The following is an 18,855-nucleotide window of genomic DNA, read 5'->3' on the forward strand; positions in this document are numbered from 1 at the left end:
GGATCTGCGCGGTGAACAACAGGCTGGACTGCGGGATTCGGGAGGCGAAGGGCAAGGACAACGGGGACCGGTTCTTCATGCACCAGTGGGCCGGGGTGAACGACGACGGGTACCACGGCGTCTTCTATGTGGGCCCGGTCAACGCGTCCGCACCGGCGGTGCACCGGGGGCTGGGGCGTCCGGGAGCGGACGACAACTCGGTCCACCCGGCGAGGGACCAGGGCTCGTCGCTCGCGTCCATCCACTGACGGTGGCCCCGTCGCTGCTGCTGCGCGCTCCGGTCCGCTGGCATACGCTGCAGGCGTGACCGACATCACTGTCTATCAGCCGGACTTCCTCTACACGGGGGGCCGGTTCCACGAAGGGCGCGCCCTGGTCGTGAGCGCGGAGGGCCTCATCCTGGCGGAGGGCTCCGTGCCCGCCGGGGCGCGCGTCGTCAGGCTTCCGGGCCGCGCTCTGCTGCCGGGCCTCGTCAACGGCCACTCGCACGCGTTCCAGCGCCTCATCCGGGGGCGCACGGAGTACGTGGCCTCGGGCCGCGAGGCGGACGACTTCTGGAGCTGGCGCGAGGCCATGTACCGCGCCGCCGAGGCGCTGGGCCCCGAGGACGTCTACGTCGCCTCGCGGCAGGCCTTCCTGGAGATGGCCCTGGCCGGCATCACCACCGTGGGCGAGTTCCACTACCTCCACCATCAGGCGGACGGCACGCCGTACGCGGACCGCAACACGCTGGCGCACGCGGTCATCCGCGCCGCACGGGACGTGGGCCTGCGCATCTGCCTGCTGCGCGTGGGCTACGCGCGCGCCGGCTTCCGCGTGCCGGAGAACCCGCGCCAGCGGCGCTTCATCGACCGGGACGTGGACGCCTTCGTCGCCTCGGCGGAGTCGCTCGTGCACGAAGTCGGGCACGACGCGGCGGTCAGCGTGGGCGTGGCCCCGCACAGCGTGCGCGCCGTGACGAAGGAGTGGCTGGCCGCGCTCGCCGGCTCGGTGGCGAAGCGGATGCCCGTGCACATGCATGTGGCGGAGCAGCCGAAGGAAATCGAGGCCTGCCTCGCGGAGCATGGCCGGCGGCCGGTGGAGCTGCTGGCGGACCTGGGGCTGCTCGGGCCCGGCTTCACCGCGGTGCACGGCGTGCACCTGACGGACGCGGAGGTGGCGCTGCTGGGCGGGGCCTCGGCGACGGTGTGCGCGTGCCCGTCCACCGAGCGCAACCTGGGCGACGGCATCGTCCCCGCGGACGCGCTGGTGCAGGCGGGGGCGCGCATCAGCCTGGGCTCGGACAGCCAGGCCACCGTGGACCTGCTGGACGAGGCCCGGCAGCTCGAAGGGCACCTGCGGCTGGCGCGGCTACGGCGCGCGGTGCTGGACCCGGGCCGGGGCGCCATGGACGGGCTCGCGGCGCGGCTGCTGGGCATGGCCACCACGGAAGGCGCACGCAGCCTGGGGCTTCCCACGGGCGCCCTGGAGGCGGGAGCGCCCGCCGACTTCTTCACGGTGGACGTGCACCACCCGTCGCTCACCGGCGCGAGCCCGGAGTCGCTGCTGGCCGCCATCGTCTTCGGCGCGGACAAGGCGGCGGTGCGCGAGGTGGCGGTGGCGGGCCGCGTGGTGGTGCGGGAGGGCCGTCATCCCCTGGCGGAGGAGAGCGGCCGCGCCTTCCAGGGCCTGTCGCGCTCGCTGTACCCCTGAGGGAATTCCGCCTCTTACGGCGATATGACCCCGTGAGGCACTGCGTTCCTCTCCGGGGGCCGATTCCGGGAGGGCGCATGCGCTCGACGGTGTACGCGGTGGTGACGCTGATGTGTTTCCTGGCGGGCTGTGCCTCCCGCCAGGGGGGCCTGGACATCCCCGACCGGGAGGCCATCTACGACCGGCCCCTGGAGGAGGTCTGGCCGGAGGTGCGCCAGTTCTTCACGCAGAACAACCTGCCCTTCCGTGAGGACAAGGGCAGCATGGTGCTGCAGACGGAGTGGCGCGAGGAGTTCGGCGGCTCGAAAGTGGCCGGCTTCTGGCACCGCTACCTGGTGCTGGGCAAGCGCGAGTCGCCCACGCAGAGCAAGCTCTGGGTCATCCGCGTCACCAAGAGCGCCAACAAGGCGCTGTCCCAGGCCGGCAAGGAGATGGACTGGGGGCTCAACCGCACCATGGGCAGCAATCGCGGGCCGGAGCGGGAGGTGATGTCCACCGGAGAAGGGGCTTCAGCCGACGCGGTGGGCGAGACGTTCCTCAGCGTCGAGGACTTCGAGGACCGGTTCGACGCGCCGCGCGGAGAGAACTCCCACTTCGCGGAGTCCGGGCAGGGCTCGCGAGACCTGGTGATGGAGTGGCGCGTGTTCAACGCGGTGGCCCCGAAGCTGGCGAAGGAGGAGAACGCGCCGCGCCCGGTGATGGTGGCAGCGAAGGCGCCCGAGGCGAAGGCCGCACCCAACCCCATGGCCATGGAGTGCGGCCTGCCCATCGTCGGGCTGGGCAAGCAGGTGAAGCAGGGCGGGGTGCTGCTGCTGGGCGAGATGCACGGCACGCAGGAGGTGCCGCGCTTCCTGGCGCAGGCGGCCTGCCAGGCGACGGTGGCGGGCACTCCGGTGACGGTGGGCCTGGAGCTGCCGGTGGAGAGCCAGGAGCGCGTGGCGGCCTTCCTCACCAGCGAGGGCACGGACTCGGACTGGCTGAAGCTGATGGATGCGCCCTTCTGGCGCAGCCCGTACCCGGACGGCCGCAGCAGCGAGGCCATGGCCAACATGCTGGAGCAGCTGCGGCAGCTGCGCTCGCGCGGGCTGGACGTGGAGGCCTTCGTCTTCGACCACCCGAAGCTCCAGGGGCAGGTGCGCGAGGAGGCGATGGCGGCCACGGTGCTGTCGCGGGTGAAGCACGCGCCCGACCGCTTCTTCCTCGTCGTCAGCGGCAACGTCCACCCGCGCACGAAGGTGGGGCTGCCGTGGGACTTGAAGTACCAGCCCATGGGCCTGCTGGTGTCCAAGCACGTCAAGGGCGTGGTGGCGCTGGACATGGCGTACGACAGCGGCTCGGCGTGGATCTGCGCGGTGGACCGCAAGGGCGTGAAGAACCGGCTGGACTGCGGGATTCGGGAGGCGAAGGGCAAGGACAACGGGGACCGCTTCTTCGTGCACCTGTGGGGTGGGGCGAACGACGACGGCTACCACGGCGTCTTCTACGTGGGCCCGGTGAGCGCGTCGGCGCCAGCGGTGCACAAGGGGCTGGGCCGCCCGGGCGCGGACGACAAATCGGTGCACCCGGTGCGGCCCTCCGGCGGCGAGGTGGCTTCCGTCCGCTGAAGGGCCGTGCGGGCCTCCAGGGGCTGGCGCGCCGTGCCGGGCAGTGGCATGACGCGGCCCCTGGAGGTCGTCCCCGATGAGCGACACGCTGCCCGCGCTGCGAGCCACCCTGACGGAGCTGGTGGCCATGGACACCACGTCCGCCCGCCCCAATGCGCCCCTGGTCGACTACGCCCAGGCGAAGCTGGAGGCCGCGGGCTTCTCCGCCGAGCGCCAGCGCTACACGGACGACGCGGGCGTGGAGAAGGTCAACCTGGTGGCGGTGAAGGGCGGCTCCGGCCGCGCCGCGCTCGCGCTGGTGGGCCACACCGACTGCGTGCCCTACGACGCGGCCTGGACGGACGCGCTGCGGCTCACGGAGAAGGAAGGGAAGCTCTACGCGCGTGGCGCGTGTGACACCAAGGGCTTCATCGCCTGCGCGCTGCACGCGGCGCTCAACGCGAAGCACGTGAAGGCGCCGCTGATGGTGGTGCTCACGGCGGATGAAGAGGTGGGCCTGGTGGGCGCCAAGAAGCTGGTGGCGGCGGGGCTGGGACGCGCGCGGCACGCCATCGTCGGCGAGCCCACGCGCCTGACGCCGGTGCGCGCCAACAAGGGCTACTGCCTGGCGGAGGTGGAGGTGCTGGGGAAGGAGGGGCACAGCGCGTATCCGGACCTGGGCGCGTCGGCCATCTTCCGCGCGGGCCGCTTCCTCCAGCGCCTGGAGCACCTGGCCACCACGGTGCTGCGCGCCGAGCGGGACGAGGGCTTCGAGCCGCCCTTCACCACGGTCAACGTGGGCGTCATCCAGGGCGGCAAGGCGAAGAACGTCATCCCCGGCGCCTGCCGCTTCGTCGTGGAGTGGCGCCCGCTGCCCGGACAGCCGGTGGAGCGCGTGCCGGAGCTGCTGGAGTCCATCCGCCGGGAGCTGGTGCGCGACGAGCCCGCCTACGAGGCGCACATCCGCGTGGTGCGCACGGACCGCGGGGTGAACACCCGCGCGGACGCGGAGGTGGTGCGCTTCCTGGCGGAGGCCAGCGGCAACGCGCCCACCACGGTGTCCTTCGGCACCGAGGCGCCGCAGATGACGGAGCTGGGCGCGGAGGCGGTGGTGTTCGGCCCCGGCGACATCCGCGTGGCGCACCAGACGGGCGAGTACGTCCCCGTGGAGGACCTGGTTCGCTGCGAGGCCGTGCTGGCGCGCGCCGTGGCGCACTTCTGCGGGTAGCGCCGGGCGCGTGGCAGGGAGCCCTGTTAAGACAGCGCCACCTTCCTTCAAGGGCCCGCATGAGCTCCACGCCTTCCGCCTCGCGCAACCTCCTCTTCCTCCTGGCCAGCTCCCGTGAGGGCGGCAACGCCGAGCAGCTCGCGCGCCGTGCCGCCGAGGCGCTCCCGGCCGGCACCGTCGCCGACTGGCTGCGCCTGGACGAGCACCTGCGCGAGCCCTTCAAGGACCTGCGCCACGAGCCGGGGAAGGGCTACCCGAAGCCGGGCCCGGAGCTGCTCGCGCTGGCCGAGCGCACCATGACGGCGGACGAGCTGGTCATCGTGTCGCCCATCTACTGGTACCACCTGTCCTCCACGGCGCAGCACTACTTCGAGCACTGGTCTTGGTGGATGCGCCTGCCGGAGCTGCGCTTCCGCGAGCGGATGCGCGGCAAGGTGCTGTCGCTCGTCACCGCGCACTCCTCCGAGGACGACGACTCCGTGGCGCAGCCCCCCATCCAGAGCCTGCGCCTGACGGCGGGCTACATGGACCTGCGCTGGCGCGGCGCCCTCATCGGCCACGGTTCCGCGCCGGGGCAGGTGCTCACGGACGCGCGCGCGCTGGAGTCCGCCCGGGACTTCCTCGTGCGCCCGGTGGCGGCCCCGGACTTCCAGGCCGCCTGACGCCAGCGCCCCGCGCTACGCGTGGGGCAGGGCGCAGTGGCTCAAGTCCCTCAGCACCTTCTTCGCCTCGGCGATGAGGTCATGCCCGCTGGCGCCCTGGGGCACGCGGACCATCAGCTTCATGTCGGGGGTGAGCCGGTAGACGCCCTTCGAGCGCTGCACCAGGCCGGCCACCTTCGCGCCGTCCAGCAGCGCGTCCGCGCCCAGCGTCACCACCAGCCGGCCGGTGCCCACCTCCAGCGCGCGCAGCCGCAAATCCCGCATGTCTATCTTCAGCAGCGTCAGCTCGGACAGGTGGTCCACCTCGTCCGGCGCCTCGCCGTAGCGGTCCACCAGCTCCGCGCGCAGGTCCGTCACCTCGTCCGGGTGGCTGGCCTGGCTGAAGCGCTTGTAGAAGACGAGCCGCTGGTGCACGTCGTTCACGTAGTCGTCGGGGATGAGCGCCGGCATGGGCAGGGTGACGTCCGGCTCCACCTGCACCTTGGGCGGCATGCCCTGCATCTCCGCCACGGCCTCTTCCAGCAGCTGCGCGTACATGTCGAAGCCAATCTCGGCAATCGCGCCCGACTGCTTGTCGCCCAGCAGGTTGCCCGCGCCGCGAATCTCCAAGTCATGGCTGGCGATGGAGAAGCCCGCGCCCAGCTCGGTGAAGTTCTGCAGCACCTCCAGGCGCCGCTGCGCGTCCTTCGTCACCGCCCGCCGCGACGGCACCAGCAGGTACGCGTACGCGCGCTCCTTGCTGCGGCCCACGCGCCCGCGCAGCTGGTAGAGCTGCGCCAGGCCGAACTGGTCCGCCCGGTTCACAATCATCGTGTTGGCGCTGGAGATGTCGATGCCGCTCTCGATGATGGACGTGCACAGGAGCACGTGGTGCTTGCGCTCGGTGAACTCCAGCATGACTTTTTCCAGCTGCCCCTCACGCATCTGCCCGTGCGCCACGCCGATGCTGAGCTGGGGGACCAGCTGCTTGAGCTGCTGCTCGATGGACGCCAGCGACTCCACGCGGTTGTGGACGAAGAACACCTGCCCGCCGCGCGCCACCTCGCGTTCAATCGCCTCCTTGATGACGGCGTCGTCGGACTTCATCACGAAGGTGCGGATGGCCCGGCGGTCCTGCGGCGGCGTGGCGATGATGCTCATGTCCCGCACGCCGGACATGCTCATGTGCAGCGTGCGGGGAATGGGCGTGGCCGTCAGCGTCAGCACGTCGATTTGCGAGCGCCATTTCTTCAGCGACTCCTTCTGCTTCACGCCGAAGCGCTGCTCCTCGTCGACAATCATCAGGCCCAGCTCCTTGAAGGCCACCTCCGCCCCCAGCAGCTTGTGCGTCCCGATGAGGATGTCGACCTTGCCCTCCTTGGCCCGCTTGAGGATTTCGCGCACCTCCGGCGCCTTCTTCATGCCGGAGATGACCTCCACCGTGACGGGGTAGTCCTTGAAGCGCTTCTTGAAGGACAGGTAGTGCTGCTGCGCCAGCACGGTGGTGGGCACCAGCACCGCCACCTGCTTGCGGTCCAGCGCGGCTTTGAAGGCGGCGCGCATGGCCACCTCCGTCTTGCCATAGCCCACGTCGCCGCAGACGAGCCGGTCCATGGGCTGCGGCTTCTGCATGTCCGCCAGCACGTCTTCAATCGCCTTGGCCTGGTCCGGCGTCTCCTCGAACTCGAAGTCCGCCTCGAACTGGGCGAAGTACCTGTCCGGCGCGCTGAAGGCATGGCCCGGGTGCGCCTTGCGCGCGGCGGCAATCTGGAGGAGCTCCGCCGCCATCTTCAGCAGCTGCTCCTTGACGCGCTTCTTCGTCTTCTCCCAGCTGGTGGTGCCCAGCTTGTCCAGCTGGACCTTCTCCGGGTCTCCGCCGGAGAACTTCTGGATGAGCCGCATGCGGCCCACCGGCAGGTAGATCTTGTCCCGGCCCGCGTACTCCAGGACGAGGAAGTCCCCGGGGACGGAGTTCACCTCCATCTTCGTCAGGCCCGCATAGCGGCCGATGCCGAAGTCGGTGTGGACGATGAGGTCGCCTTCCTTCAGGTCCCCGAAGCCCGCGGAGAACGCGTCCAGCTTCTTGCTGCGCCTGACGCGCCTGCGCGAGCGGACGCCGAAAATCTCCTCGTCCGACAGCACGGCCAGGCCGCCCGCGCCGTCCACGAAGCCCTGGCTCACCTCGCCGGTGAACAGGTGCACCCATACCGAGGGCTCGTACAGGTGGGCCGCGTCCGACAGCGGCTCGGTGTGCAGCTTCACCATGACGTTGCGGTCCAGCAGCAGCCGCTTGAGCCGGTCCGCCTGGCTCAGCGTGCCGCACGCCACCGCGCAGGCCACGCCCATGTCCCGCCAGCGCTGCAGCCGGTCCACCAGCGGGGAGAGCGCGCCCTCCTCGCCGTGGTGCGCGAGAATCGCCTCGCGCAAATCCTGGGTGCCGCCGAAGTTGAACTGCACCGGCGGCCGCTCCATCTGCGCCAGCGACAGGCCGCCGCCCTCCACCACGCGGAAGGCGCCCAGCTGCTCCACCACCGCGTCGCGCGACAGGAAGTGCTCCGCCGGCGGACACACCAGGTCCTGCCGCTCCTCCGCCGCCGCGTATGAGCGCTCCAGCTCCGTCCACAGCTCGTCCACCGTCCTGTCCAGCCCCAGCGGGTCGTCCAGGTAGAAGACGGGGGACTCCTTGCTCCACAGGCGCAGGTAGTCGAACACCGTGGCCAGCCCGCCCTCGAAGAGGCCGGGCAGCAGCCCCTCCACGCCGAAGCCGGGCAGGCCCTCGCGCAGCGCCTCCAGCCGCTCGCGCAGCTGGATGGTGGGCAGGTTGATGCGGTCCGCCACCGCGCGCGCGGTGGCCTCGGCGCGCGGGCGCGTCTGGTCCGTGAGCAGCACCTCGCGCGCGGGGACCAGCGACACCTCCTTGAGCGAGTCCACCGTGCGCTGCGACTCCGGGTCGAACGCGCGGATGGACTCGATGGTGTCTCCGAAGAACTCCAGGCGCACCGGCTTGTCGTAGAGCGGGCTGAAGACGTCCAGCAGGCCGCCGCGCACGGAGAACGTCCCCACGTCCTCCACCAGCGGGCTGTTCTGGTAGCCCATCCGCGCCAGCTTCAGCGCCAGCGAGTCGCGGTCCAGGTCCTGCCCCACCGCCACGCGCTCCGACAGCGCCGTCATCACCCCCAGCGGCAGCACGCGGCGGTACAGCGCGCGCACCGACAGCACCAGCGCGGGGAAGCGCGTGCCCTGGCCCAGGTGGAACAGGGCGCCCAGCCGCTCGGTGACGGTGGTGGCGTCGGGGGACAGCTCGTCGAAGGGCAGGATTTCGTCCGCGGGCAGCCGCAGCACGCGCGGCGCCAGCAGGCTGCCGGTGCCTCCCAGGAAGAAGGCCAGGTCGGCGGCCAGGGCGTCGGCCGCCTCTTCGTCCACCGTGACGCAGACGAGCGGTGCCCTGGCCGCGTGGTGCAGGCGGGCGAGCACGTGGCCGCGCGCGGAGCCCTTCAGCCCCTGCGTGCGAGCGCGGCGGCCGGGCTGGAGCGCGTCCAGGAGTTGGGCGAGCGGGTCGCCTGCCGTGGGAGGCCCGCCGCCGCGCAGCGCCGCCTCGACATCCAGCCTCTGAGTGAAAGGAGTGTCCATGAGTGGACCCTGAGGGCCCAGGGGTAATTAGGAGCCTGCCGGACCCAAAGCAACGACAGAGCGAGGCGCCTGTCGTCTTGCAGGGAATGGGCCCCCCGGTGGGTCCATTCCGGCACGGTACGACCACCCCGGGGGCCGGTTGGTCTCCCGCCCTGCGCTGGGGCTAGTGTGCCTTCGCAACGGGCATCAATGGGGGGTGCCACGCCACATGCAATCCGGCCGTGGGAGCAACAAGCGCCCGGCGAATGGGGGAGACGTTCCCCCTTCCGAGGCGGTCGTCGTGCTGCGCAGTGTCCGCTCCGCGGTCGGGGGCATCCTCGACTTCGAGTGCGTCTCCGCCAACGTCCACGCGGAGCGGTGGCTCGGGCGCGAGGAGCGGCCCCTGGTGCGCCAGCGCCTGCTGGTCGAGGCTCCGTGGCTGCGGGAGTGCGGCCTGTTCGCCGCGTGCGTCCGGGTGGCGGTGCGCCGCGAGCCGGAGGTGGTGCGGCTGTCGCGCCAGTCCCCGGTGGGCACCGTGTGGCTGCTGGCGCGCGTGGCCCCCTGGGAGGACGGCGCCGTCGTCTTCCTGGAGGACCTCACCGAGCGCATGGCCGCCGAGGAGGCCCTGCGCAGGGACCATGACCTGCTGCATGCCGTCATCGAGAGCGCCACGGACGCCGTCTACGTGAAGGACCTGGACGGGCGCTACGTGCTCATCAACCCCGCCACCGCGCGCGCCTTCAACCGCGCGCCCCAGGAGATTCTCGGCCGCTCCGACGCGGAGCTGCTGGGCCCGGACGTCGCCCGGCCCACGCTGGCGCATGACCGCGCGGTGGCGGAGTCCGGCCAGACGGCGACCTACGAGGACTCCGAGGGCGGCCCCGGCACCGACTGCATCTGGCAGACGACGAAGGGCGTGCTGCGCCGGGGCGACGGCACCGTCTACGGCCTCTTCGGCATCAGCCGCGACGTCACCGCGCGCCGCCGCCTGGAGCAGGCGCGCGAGGAGGAGTCGCGCTTCCAGGAGCGCTTCATCGGCGTGCTGGGACATGACCTGGGCAACCCGCTGGCCGCGGTGCGCCTGTCCTCCGCGGCCCTGCTCGCCCGGGACACGCTGACGCCGGACGTGCGCCGCGTGGTGGAGCGCATCGACGGGAGCGCCGAGCGCATGGCCCGGCTGGTGCGGCAACTGCTGGACTTCACCCGTGCGCGCATGGCCGGCGGCATCCCCCTGCGCCCGCGCGAGGTGTGCCTGGAGGACGTGTGCCGCCGCATCATCTCCGAGCTGGAGCCCGCGCACCCGCAGCGCGGCGTCCGCCTGGAGGTGCAGGGCGAGTCCCGCGGCGTCTGGGACGAGGAGCGGCTGGGCCAGGTGATGTCCAACCTGCTCGGCAACGCCCTGCAGCACAGCCCGGACGGCACGCAGGTGCGGGTGCGGCTGGCGGATGGAGACCCCCACTTCCAGCGGGTGGAGGTGCACAACGGCGGGCCGCCCATCCCCGACTCGCTGCGCCCGCGCCTCTTCGCGCCCTTCCACCGCGCGGCGCCGGAGCCGGGGCAGCCCAGGCCACAGCACCATGGCCTGGGGCTGGGCCTCTACATCGTCTCGCAGATTGTCACCGCCCATGGGGGCTGGGTGGACGTGGCGTCTTCGACGGACGCCGGCACCTGCTTCTCCGTGACGCTGCCCCGAGTCGCCCGCCCGCCTGCTGCCCAGGCGGGCAGGGGGGCCTGAGCGGCGGCGCTCAGCGGTGACCGAACTTCAGGCCCGCGCGCACGCGCAGCACGTCGTCCAGTGCGCCCGGGTCCACCAGCTCCAGGGCGGCACGCTGGGAGATGCCGGAGTAACGGGCGCGGACCTCCTCCTCGTCCTCCTCGTCGTCCTTGCCGCCCTTGTCGTCATCCCCGCCGCCCTTGCCGTCATCCGCGGGCCTCAGCGCGAGCGGCGTCGGCCGGGACAGCCCCTTCTCGATGCGCACCGAGGACAGGGCGTCCGCGCGCAGGGAGCTGAAGAGGCTGGCCATGGACACGCAGAAGACGAGGGCGACGGTGAGGTTCTTCATGGGCGGCTCCGTTTCTCACCCTCCATGACGCGCGGGCCCGCCCGGAAATTCAAGCCGCCTATTTCGCCTTCATTGTGCGGATGTATCCCACCAGTGCGTCAATCTGCTGGGGGGTGAGCCTGTCCTTGAAGGCCTTCATCCGGGTGTTGCGGGGAGAGCCGTCGGCAATCACCTCGCGGATGTCGGCGTCCGTCTGGGCCTTCTGCCAGGCGGGCTGGGTGAGGTCGACGATGGACTCCTTCTGGCCCATCTTCGTCTGCGCCTTGCCGTCTTCGCCATGGCAGGACTTGCACTTCGCCTTCCACACGTCGGCGACCTGCTCCGCGGAGGCGCTCGTGGCCAGGCAGAGGGTCATCACCAGGGCGAACCGCTTCATCATCTTCACTGTCTCCAGGAAAGGGGCGCGGTGAGCATACGACGGAGGCCCGCCTTCAGCGGGCCTCGGGCTCGGGAGGCCCGCCTTCAGCGGGCCTCGGGCTCAGGGACAGCCGTATTGGCCGGGGGAGCTGGTGCAGTCCACCATCCGCAGGGCGCCCGTGAGCGCATTCACGCTGAGCACCTGGTCCACGAGGTAGGTGCCCGTGGGGTCGCTCTTGCGGAGCCGCAGGGTGCCGGCCGCCGGCACGGCGTTGGTCGCGCTGCACGTCGTCGTGCCCGTGCGGGCCACCACCCGCGTGGACTCGCCCCCCAGCCAGCACAGGCCGTCCAGGCTGCTGGCCTCCAGGCCGGGCGGCAGCGGCACGGGCGTTCCCGTCACCGTGCACGTGCAGCCTCCGGTGCCGCACGCCGCCGTCTGGCAGGCCGGCATCGGGCACTGGCTGCCCCATGGGTCCGTGGCCGCGTTGGCGCAGTCGAGCTGCTCCCAGCGCACCGCGGACACCAGCCGCCCGTTCTCGTCGGCGGAGCTGATGATGGCCAGGCGCACCGGCTGGCGGCTGCTGCGCGCCTGCTGCCGGGCCTCCAGCGTCTCCAGGTAGATGGCGCGCTGGGCGGCGCTGATGCGCCGGTCGTTGATGACGCCCTGCAGGCCCGGCATCGACAGGGCCATCAGGATGCCGAGGATGGCCACGGCGGCCATCAGCTCCAGCAGGGTCATTCCGCGGTGTGAGGTCTTCATGTTCCCCCCGAGATTGCGAAGTTGCGCGGCGCGATGCGCTGGAGGGAGTGGCGCCGCTTGAAGCCGTCCACCAGGTTGCCTTCCTCGTCCCGCGTGGTGCCGCCGTCGGCGCCCGCGGCCTGCACGTCCATCTGCGGGGTGCGCGCGGTGATGAGCACCTCCATCAGCCGCACGCGGCGCATCAGCTCGTCGCGGGCGCTGCGCGGGCCGAACTCGGCCGCGCCCACGGTGCCGGCGTCACCGGGGATTTTCGACCAGCAGGTGGCGTTGGTGCACGCGTCCAGCGCCGGGCGCCCCGCGTTCGCCTCCGGGAAGAAGACGACGTCGTTGTTGGGGAGGTCCGGGTTGTACACGCCCATCCGCACCTTGAGGCGCTCGATGTCCTGCGCCAGCGGCTGGTACCCGGCGCCGCCCGCGGACCCGTCCGGGTCCACCTCGAGCACCGGCCGGCCGCTGCGCCAGTTGACGCGGTAGGCCCGCACGTTCAGCGGCATCAGGTACGAGTCGCTCCCCGTGAAGACGTTGCCCGACGCGGCCACCGTCGAGCAGGGGGCGCCCGCCGGCAGCGTCTGGTTGGGGGCGCCGGCCGTCCAGGCGATGGTCTCCGTCGTGCGGGCGGCCCCCACCACCCCGACACAGGCGGTGGACTCCGTCGGGTTCGTCACCACGCTGAGGCTGTTGGCGGGCGGGGCGTTGACTCCGACGGACTGGGCGCACAGCTGCGCGCCGTCCCAGATGGCGTTGCCACAGGCGAGCCGGCTGCGCAGCTGCACCGCGCGCGCCGAGTCCGCGTCCCAGATTTCCACCGCGTCGGAGATGAGGCCCGCGTAGACGCCCGTGGGCCCCGCGAAGCTGGGGTCGCCTGGGAATGTGGCGTTCGTCGTCACCCACACCGCGTAGCGCTGGTCCACCTGGGCGCCGTCGCCGCCCACGTTGAGCCGCGCCTTGCCGAACCCCGCCCCCGCGCGCTGCATGGCGGGGATGAGCAGCTCCCGCGCGGCCCGGCTGGTGTTCTGGGTCTCCATGGTGCGCTCTTCCAGGATGCCGCGCCGCTGGAGGGCAACGCCCACGGTGACGGCCCCGGCGAGCACCGCCAGCGACAGCGAGCTGGCAATCATCATCTCGATGAGGGTGAAGCCCCGGGCCTGCAGTGCTGAGCGTCTCATGGCACCATCCGCGTCTGCAGGGCCACCGCGCGCCGCCGCGAGTTCGTGCCGAAGCCGTTCAGCAGCGTGTCCGGCCAGGTCACCAGCACCCGCACGTTGACGACCTGCTGGAGCTGCAGGCCGCCCACCATCCGGTCCACCGCGGGAGAGCCGCGCGCCGTCCCCTCGAAGCCCCCCATGGCGTTCGGGTCCACGTCCACCGCCACGTCGAAGCGCAGCCGCGTCTCGCCCGCGGAGGGCGCCTGCGCCTGGGGCTCGCCGTCCGCGGCCCACCACAGCTGGCGCGTGGAGCCGTCCAGCGCCTGGATGTTGCTGCACGGCGTGGGCATCACCCCCGTGCACCCCATGGCGGTGATGCGCTCCAGCTCGCGCTCGGCGATGAGCCCCGCCTGCGCCTGGATGAGGTTGCGGCGGTTCTGCCGGGCGGCGGCGAGCACGATGAGCGCCACCCCCAGGATGCCGATGACGACCACCACCATGGTGGCCATCGCCTCCAGCAGCGTCGCGCCCCGGCGCGGCCGCCCCCCGTGCTGCCTCGTGCCCCTCACGGAATCACCTCCCGGATGTTGCCGCCGGGCCGCACGTCCCAGATGAGCACGCGCGAGCGGGTGCCTCCGGTGTCGCCCTTCGGGTTCTGCCATGCCGTGTTGCCGACGATTTGCGTGGTGCCGGCCGTGGTGATGGGGAGGATGAGGTGCCGGTCATAGGACACGGGCGTGCTCAGGCTGTGGCCGCCCAGGTCCGCCCCGCTCCCCACCAGCCCGTCACCGGTGGCCTGGCTCAGCGAGTACAGCTTGCCGCTGGTGTCCGCATCCACGCTGCACACGTCCGCCTTCGTCCCCACCGCCGTCGCGGTGGACACGGCGCCCTCGACGATGGACAGCCCGCCCCAGACGGCCTGCCCCAGGCCCAGCGGGTGCACCCACACCTGCGTGCGGCCGCTGCAGTCGGTGGCCAGCGGCGCGGTGTCCCGGAAGGCCATGACGTGGTAGCGCCGCGGCGAGGCCGCCCGGTCATCCGCGTCCAGGTCCGTGTCCGGGTTGTTGGCCGTGCCGAAGAAGAGGTCCACGGTGGCGCTCGAGCCCGAGCGCGTGGTCCTCACCATCATGTCCGCGTAGATGCGCTGGCTGTCCGGGTGCTCCACGGTGCTGCCGTTGGCGTACGTGGCCGTCCGGGCATTGGCGATGACGCACGAGCTGAGCGCCTTGCCGAAGTCGCGGTCGGCGTTCACGTCGCGCAGGTTGACCTTGTAGACCTTGCCCGACGTGGACGGCACGTAGAGCACGTCCTGGTTGCCGTCGCCGTCCACGTCCACCGCCGCCGGGCTGCCGCCGATGCCCTGGTCATGGTCCTGCGCCGGGTCGGTGCCCAGCGTGACGATGCCCGCCAGCCGCTGCTTCAGCCCCGAGCCGTGGTTGACCTGGATGGGCTGCCCCGTCTTCACGTCGATGAGGTAGAGCGTGCCGGCGGTGCCCGGCCTGGGGACGAAGTCGGTGGCGAAGGCCGCCACCCACTTCTTGCCGCCGCGGCTGCCGAAGTCCATGCGCAGCAGCAGCGGGTTGTGCCGCGAGCCGCTCGTGTCCGCCCGCACCACCGCCTCGCCGCGGCCGTGCACGTAGTCGAAGATCTCCGACAGCGTCACGCAGTCCCAGTGGTCGCTGCGGGTGGTGCAGGGGGCGAACGCGTTGTCGAAGCCGTGGTACAGCTCGTTGGCGACGTCGTACTCCCACATGGGCCAGGGGTAGTTGGTGTTGGTGCTCGCGGGGTTGGTGACGTCGAGCGCGAAGAAGACGCTCTGCTTGGGGCCCGTGGCGCTGGCCAGCACCGTCTTGGCGCCCGTGTTCGACGTCGGGTTGGTGTTGAGCTGCCACGCGGTGGTCGACGCGGGCGTGTAGCCGCGCCGCGCGTTGTAGTCGTTGGTGCCGGTGGTGTCCGCGCTGCTGTTCTGGCCCAGGTCCACAGGCCCCACCGCGGGCGAGGCATCCATCGTCGCCCCCGGCCGTCCCGCGCGCTCCGCGCGCAGGTAGTTCTCCACGTAGTAGGGCAGCATCTTCCCGGGCAGGTAGGCGAACAGCTCCGCCCCGGTGCCGTAGCTGCGCGCCGCCGTGCAGCCGGACGTGTGGTCGAAGTAGCCCGTGTACTCCGTCGCGGGCGTGCACATGTCGTCCTCGAGCGTCAGCTTGCCCACGTCCAGCGCGTGCAGGAAGCCCTGGCCCGTGCCGATGAAGGCCACGTTCTTCCGGCCGGAGATGAGGGCGTTGTCGCGGAAGCGCGCGCGGAAGTTCGTCTTCTCCGTCTCGGAGACGGTGGGGTTGGACAGCCACGCCGGCTCGACGGGCGGGCCCACCATGGCCGGGGTGGACAGGTTGATGGTGCCCATGGGCCAGGTGCGCCGGGGGGAGCGCACGGAGTCCGCCGGAGCGGCGGCGTCGTACTTCTCCCAGCCATAGAGCCAGTCGCGCAGCACGGTCCGGTCGGTGCTGTTGCACTCGCCGTCGTCGTTCAGGTCGTACCGGACGCCGTCGTACGCGCACAGCTCGTTGCCCGGGGCGGTGGGGAAGATGGGGTGGGTGTCACCGGTGATGGACTTCAGCTCGGTGCGCGTCCCGAGCCGGCGGGTGAAGAGCTTGCGGGCGAAGGGGTCCGAGCTCCGGATGGAGACGCGCTGCACCTCACCGGCGTCCCACACCGGCGGGTTGGCGGTGTTGCTGGACGACAGCGTGACGGCCGGGTTCTCCGGCTCGTAGAGCTTCTTGAGGTAGACGTGGCCGCGCGGGCTCATGTCCGGCCGGCCATCCAGCAGGCGCTGGGACGGGTTCAGGTGCGGAGTCTCCGCCCAGTTGCGGCCCGGCACCTCGCCCGCGCCGTAGAGCAGCGTGTTGGCCACGCCGATGCGCCCCGAGCGGCCGTACTGGCCGGCCTTCTGCGCCTTGTAGGAGACGTTGACGTTGGCGATGGTGGGCTGGCAGCCCTCGCCCGGGCTCTGGAGGATGGCGCGCCAGCACAGCTGCGTGCCGGTGTAGCCGCGCTCCAGCAGGTCATCCACGGAGACGGTCCGGTTGCGCGTGCCCGGGTCCGGACCGGGGTCCTGGAAGGGCACGGTGACCCACTCGGGCTCGGTGCGCTTGGGCTCGAACACGGGGGTGGTGCCGTCGCAGCCGGACACGCACACCTTGCAGTCCAGCGCCACCTGGTAGGTGATGCTCGGCAGCGGCCGGTGGATGCTCCCGTCCGGCTGCTCGACTTCGGGCGTGCACGCCTGGGTGGAGGCGACGGGCTCGAAGTACGGCTCGTCGTCGATGGAGAGCGTGACGGAGGTGATGGTGTAGTCCCGCGCGACGCTGGGCGAGATGTCCGACGACACCACGTCCGACTTGAAGACGCCGTTGTTCTGCTTGTTGATGAGGATGACGATGTCGTTGTACGTGCGGTCGCCGCCCGAGTTCTGGTCCTCCCAACCCAGAATCCAGACGCGCTCGTTGCCGATGGGCGCACCGACGATGGTGTGCGCCGCGCGCTGGTTGTACGCGTAGACGTCCTTCATCTGGTCCTGCTCGAAGAACACCCGGCCGTACTCGGGGTTGTCCAGGCGGTCGTACGCGTCGTAGCCCAGCCAGTTGGTGCGCAGGTTCTTGGTCACCACCAGGTTGCCGTCCGAGGCGCCCGTCTGGTGCAGGTCCATGTTGAGCAGCGTCTTGGAGAAGAAGACGTTGATGTCACCGTGCGCCCAGAAGTGACACTGCTGGCGGCCGTCCGGCATCGTCTTCGTCATGAAGCACGAGTCGGTGGAGTTCTGCGGAATCATGACGGGCTGGCCGTCCTGGTAGTAGATGTTGCCGTTCTCGTCGCGGAACGGGACCTGGCGGCCGTAGATCTGCTCCACGTAGGTGACGAGGAAGAAGACGACCTCCTTGCCGCCCTGAATCATCCCCAGCTTCACGCGCCGGTCCTCCTCGTTGGGGGCGGCGGCCGGGTTGGTGCCGGGCCGCACGCGGCCCTTCGTGTCGAAGGCGCTCGCCTTGTAGTCGGGGATGCCGTCGCGGTTGCCGGACTTGTCCCAGACGTTGACGGGCGTGGTGCCGTCCGCGCTCCAGGCCATGCGCGGCTGGAGGCACTCGGACGTCTGCGACGGCTGGTTGCAGTGGTTCTCGTCGTCGTCCGTCGCGTAGAAGGCGATGTTGCCCAGGCCCTTGTGGCCGTTGCGCCAGTCCGACGGCTCCAACAGGTTCGGGATGTGCGGGAACAGGCCCTGGTCGCTGAACCAGGTGTCGGTGTTCGTGTAGGCCGTCCGCGTGTTGTAGACGTTCAGCCCCGCGCCAGCGACCGTCTGGCCCACCACCGGGCTGGCCGGCCGCGCCGGATAGCCCAGGTCGTCTTCCGGCCAGCGCTTGGGCCCCATCGTGGGCGAGTAGGTGCGGGGGGACGCGCAGCTGGACGTGAGCAGGTCCGGCTCCCGCATCTCGATGAGGGTGCCGTCGGGCTTGGGGAGGGTGAAGCGCCGGTCGCAGCGCGGGTTCAGGCCGATGTAGGGCCGCCGCGGGTTGATGTTGAAGAGGTCCTCGTGGAAGTCCGGCACGCCGCTGTCGTCCGCGTCGACGAGCGTGTCGTCGTTGGGGTTGCCGGGGTCGTTGACGTTGACGTACTGCTTGTCGATGAGGTCCTGGTAGTAGAACCAGCCCAGGGTATGGGACGCGCCCGCGCCCGCCTGCTCGTCCACGATGAGCGCTTCGACCTCCTGCTCGAAGGGCAGGATGATGCGCTCGGGGTCCAGGATGGTCTGGTTGGTGTTGAGGCGCAGCTTGGGCGGGGTGTCGTTCGTCAGCATCACCGAGCTGTAGGCGCCGGCGTCGGCGTTGAAGTCGGGCTGGCGGTCCTGTCCCGTGGTGTCGATGCACGGGTTGAACGTGACGCCCGCGTCCGCGTCGCCGGCCTGCGCGAGCGCGGCGCCGGGTGCGGCGAACAGGGCCGCGGTGATGAGGATGCTCCTGAGGCGCATGGCGTATCCTTGGACGTGGGGCTTCGGGTGCTGCTCGAAAGGCATGGAACGGCGCTCACCCGCCGCCGTTGTCTTCACAGCCGGCGTCCCAGCACGGAGGGCCGGAGCCCCCGCTCGTGCCGGCGTTGATGAGGGTGCGGACGATGGAGCGGTGGGGCTGCGAGCCGGCGGGGCCGGTGACCTCACCGACGGAGACGAGCCAGACCTTGCTGTTCTCGTCGACGGAGCGCAGCGGGTCGGCATCGTCGTCGTCGACGAGGAAGACGCGGTAGCGCACGTTGCTGGACTCCGGGAAGTCCTCGAGGCGCACCCCGTCCGGGCCGTTCATCTCCCGGTTGGCGCCGGCGAAGGTCGGGTCCACCGCGGTGCCAGCGGGCGTGCTGGTCAGCGTGTACGGCGTCCAGCCGATGACCTGGTACCAGGGAATGGTGATGTCCGGCGGCAGGTCCGTGGCGGGCCCGCCGAGGTTGTTGATGACGGTGTTGAACTCGTTGCGGCCGCCCAGCCGCAGGCGCACCACCTCTCGGCCCTCCGCCAGGCCTGCCTGGGCGGCGAAGAAGGCCTCGCGGGCGCGGCGCTCGTTGCCCTGCAGGGCGCTCTCCGTGGACACCGCGCGCAGCGACACGAGCGCGGCGGCGGTGATGAAGGCGATGAGCGCCAGCGCCATCAACAGCGCGACGCCGCGCTCCGCGCGCCGGCGTGTCCCGCGAACACTCCGCGGGCGGGCAGTCAGGCTCGCATGAGGCTTCATGTGGGACGG

Annotated in this window: 13 protein-coding genes and 1 pseudogene; 6 read left to right on the forward strand and 8 right to left on the reverse strand. The window is 71.3% G+C overall.

From position 1 onward, the window contains the following. From LXT23_RS43185 to LXT23_RS43205, 5 genes and pseudogenes are all read left to right on the forward strand, one after another. Window positions 1-248 (forward strand): annotated as a pseudogene (locus LXT23_RS43185) (hypothetical protein); the annotation flags it as partial. Between the two features lie 55 nt (window positions 249-303). After that, window positions 304-1,692 carry a formimidoylglutamate deiminase gene (gene hutF, locus LXT23_RS43190; RefSeq protein ID WP_253986347.1) on the forward strand — a complete coding sequence of 463 codons (1,389 nt, stop codon included), beginning with the start codon at window positions 304-306 and terminating at the stop codon, window positions 1,690-1,692. A 77-nt stretch (window positions 1,693-1,769) separates the two neighbouring features. Continuing rightward, window positions 1,770-3,296: a TraB/GumN family protein gene (locus tag LXT23_RS43195; RefSeq protein WP_253986348.1), complete on the forward strand. Its 1,527-nt coding sequence runs from the start codon at window positions 1,770-1,772 to the stop codon at window positions 3,294-3,296. Between the two features lie 76 nt (window positions 3,297-3,372). After that, window positions 3,373-4,503 (forward strand): acetylornithine deacetylase, encoded by a 1,131-nt coding sequence (gene argE / locus LXT23_RS43200; RefSeq protein ID WP_253986349.1) that lies wholly within the window; start codon window positions 3,373-3,375, stop codon window positions 4,501-4,503. Window positions 4,504-4,562: 59 nt separating this feature from the next. After that, window positions 4,563-5,165 (forward strand): flavodoxin family protein, encoded by a 603-nt coding sequence (locus LXT23_RS43205; RefSeq protein ID WP_253986350.1) that lies wholly within the window; start codon window positions 4,563-4,565, stop codon window positions 5,163-5,165. Between the two features lie 15 nt (window positions 5,166-5,180). On the opposite strand, the gene mfd is transcribed toward LXT23_RS43205, so the two are convergent. Next, window positions 5,181-8,774, reverse strand: coding sequence for a transcription-repair coupling factor (mfd, locus tag LXT23_RS43210; RefSeq protein ID WP_253986351.1), 3,594 nt, complete (start codon window positions 8,772-8,774; stop codon window positions 5,181-5,183). 208 nt (window positions 8,775-8,982) lie between these two features. Between mfd and LXT23_RS43215 the strand changes: the two genes are divergently transcribed. Next, window positions 8,983-10,488, forward strand: coding sequence for a PAS domain-containing sensor histidine kinase (locus tag LXT23_RS43215; RefSeq protein ID WP_253986352.1), 1,506 nt, complete (start codon window positions 8,983-8,985; stop codon window positions 10,486-10,488). A 10-nt stretch (window positions 10,489-10,498) separates the two neighbouring features. On the opposite strand, the gene LXT23_RS43220 is transcribed toward LXT23_RS43215, so the two are convergent. The 7 genes from LXT23_RS43220 to LXT23_RS43250 all read right to left on the reverse strand — a co-directional run bounded on the left by LXT23_RS43220 (window position 10,499) and on the right by LXT23_RS43250 (window position 18,846). Continuing rightward, window positions 10,499-10,816 (reverse strand): hypothetical protein, encoded by a 318-nt coding sequence (locus tag LXT23_RS43220; protein ID WP_253986353.1) that lies wholly within the window; start codon window positions 10,814-10,816, stop codon window positions 10,499-10,501. Between the two features lie 58 nt (window positions 10,817-10,874). Then, window positions 10,875-11,195, reverse strand: coding sequence for a c-type cytochrome (locus LXT23_RS43225; RefSeq protein WP_253986354.1), 321 nt, complete (start codon window positions 11,193-11,195; stop codon window positions 10,875-10,877). 99 nt (window positions 11,196-11,294) lie between these two features. After that, on the reverse strand, window positions 11,295-11,933 hold the full coding sequence (locus LXT23_RS43230; protein ID WP_253986355.1) for a pilus assembly FimT family protein: 639 nt from the start codon (window positions 11,931-11,933) through the stop codon (window positions 11,295-11,297). Next, window positions 11,930-13,099: a PilW family protein gene (locus tag LXT23_RS43235; RefSeq protein ID WP_253986356.1), complete on the reverse strand. Its 1,170-nt coding sequence runs from the start codon at window positions 13,097-13,099 to the stop codon at window positions 11,930-11,932. Before LXT23_RS43235 ends, LXT23_RS43230 begins: the two co-directional genes overlap by 4 nt. After that, on the reverse strand, window positions 13,096-13,647 hold the full coding sequence (locus LXT23_RS43240) for a hypothetical protein (RefSeq protein ID WP_253986357.1): 552 nt from the start codon (window positions 13,645-13,647) through the stop codon (window positions 13,096-13,098). Before LXT23_RS43240 ends, LXT23_RS43235 begins: the two co-directional genes overlap by 4 nt. Next, entirely contained in the window at window positions 13,644-18,095 is a 4,452-nt protein-coding gene (locus LXT23_RS43245; RefSeq protein WP_253986358.1) for a pilus assembly protein, read from the reverse strand. Before LXT23_RS43245 ends, LXT23_RS43240 begins: the two co-directional genes overlap by 4 nt. A 55-nt stretch (window positions 18,096-18,150) precedes the next feature. After that, the gene (locus tag LXT23_RS43250; protein ID WP_253986359.1) at window positions 18,151-18,846 is read right to left on the reverse strand and encodes a hypothetical protein; all 696 of its coding nucleotides are present in this window, start codon (window positions 18,844-18,846) and stop codon (window positions 18,151-18,153) included. Window positions 18,847-18,855: the final 9 nt, after the last annotated feature.

Source organism: Pyxidicoccus xibeiensis (assembly GCF_024198175.1).
Lineage (GTDB): Bacteria > Myxococcota > Myxococcia > Myxococcales > Myxococcaceae > Myxococcus > Myxococcus xibeiensis.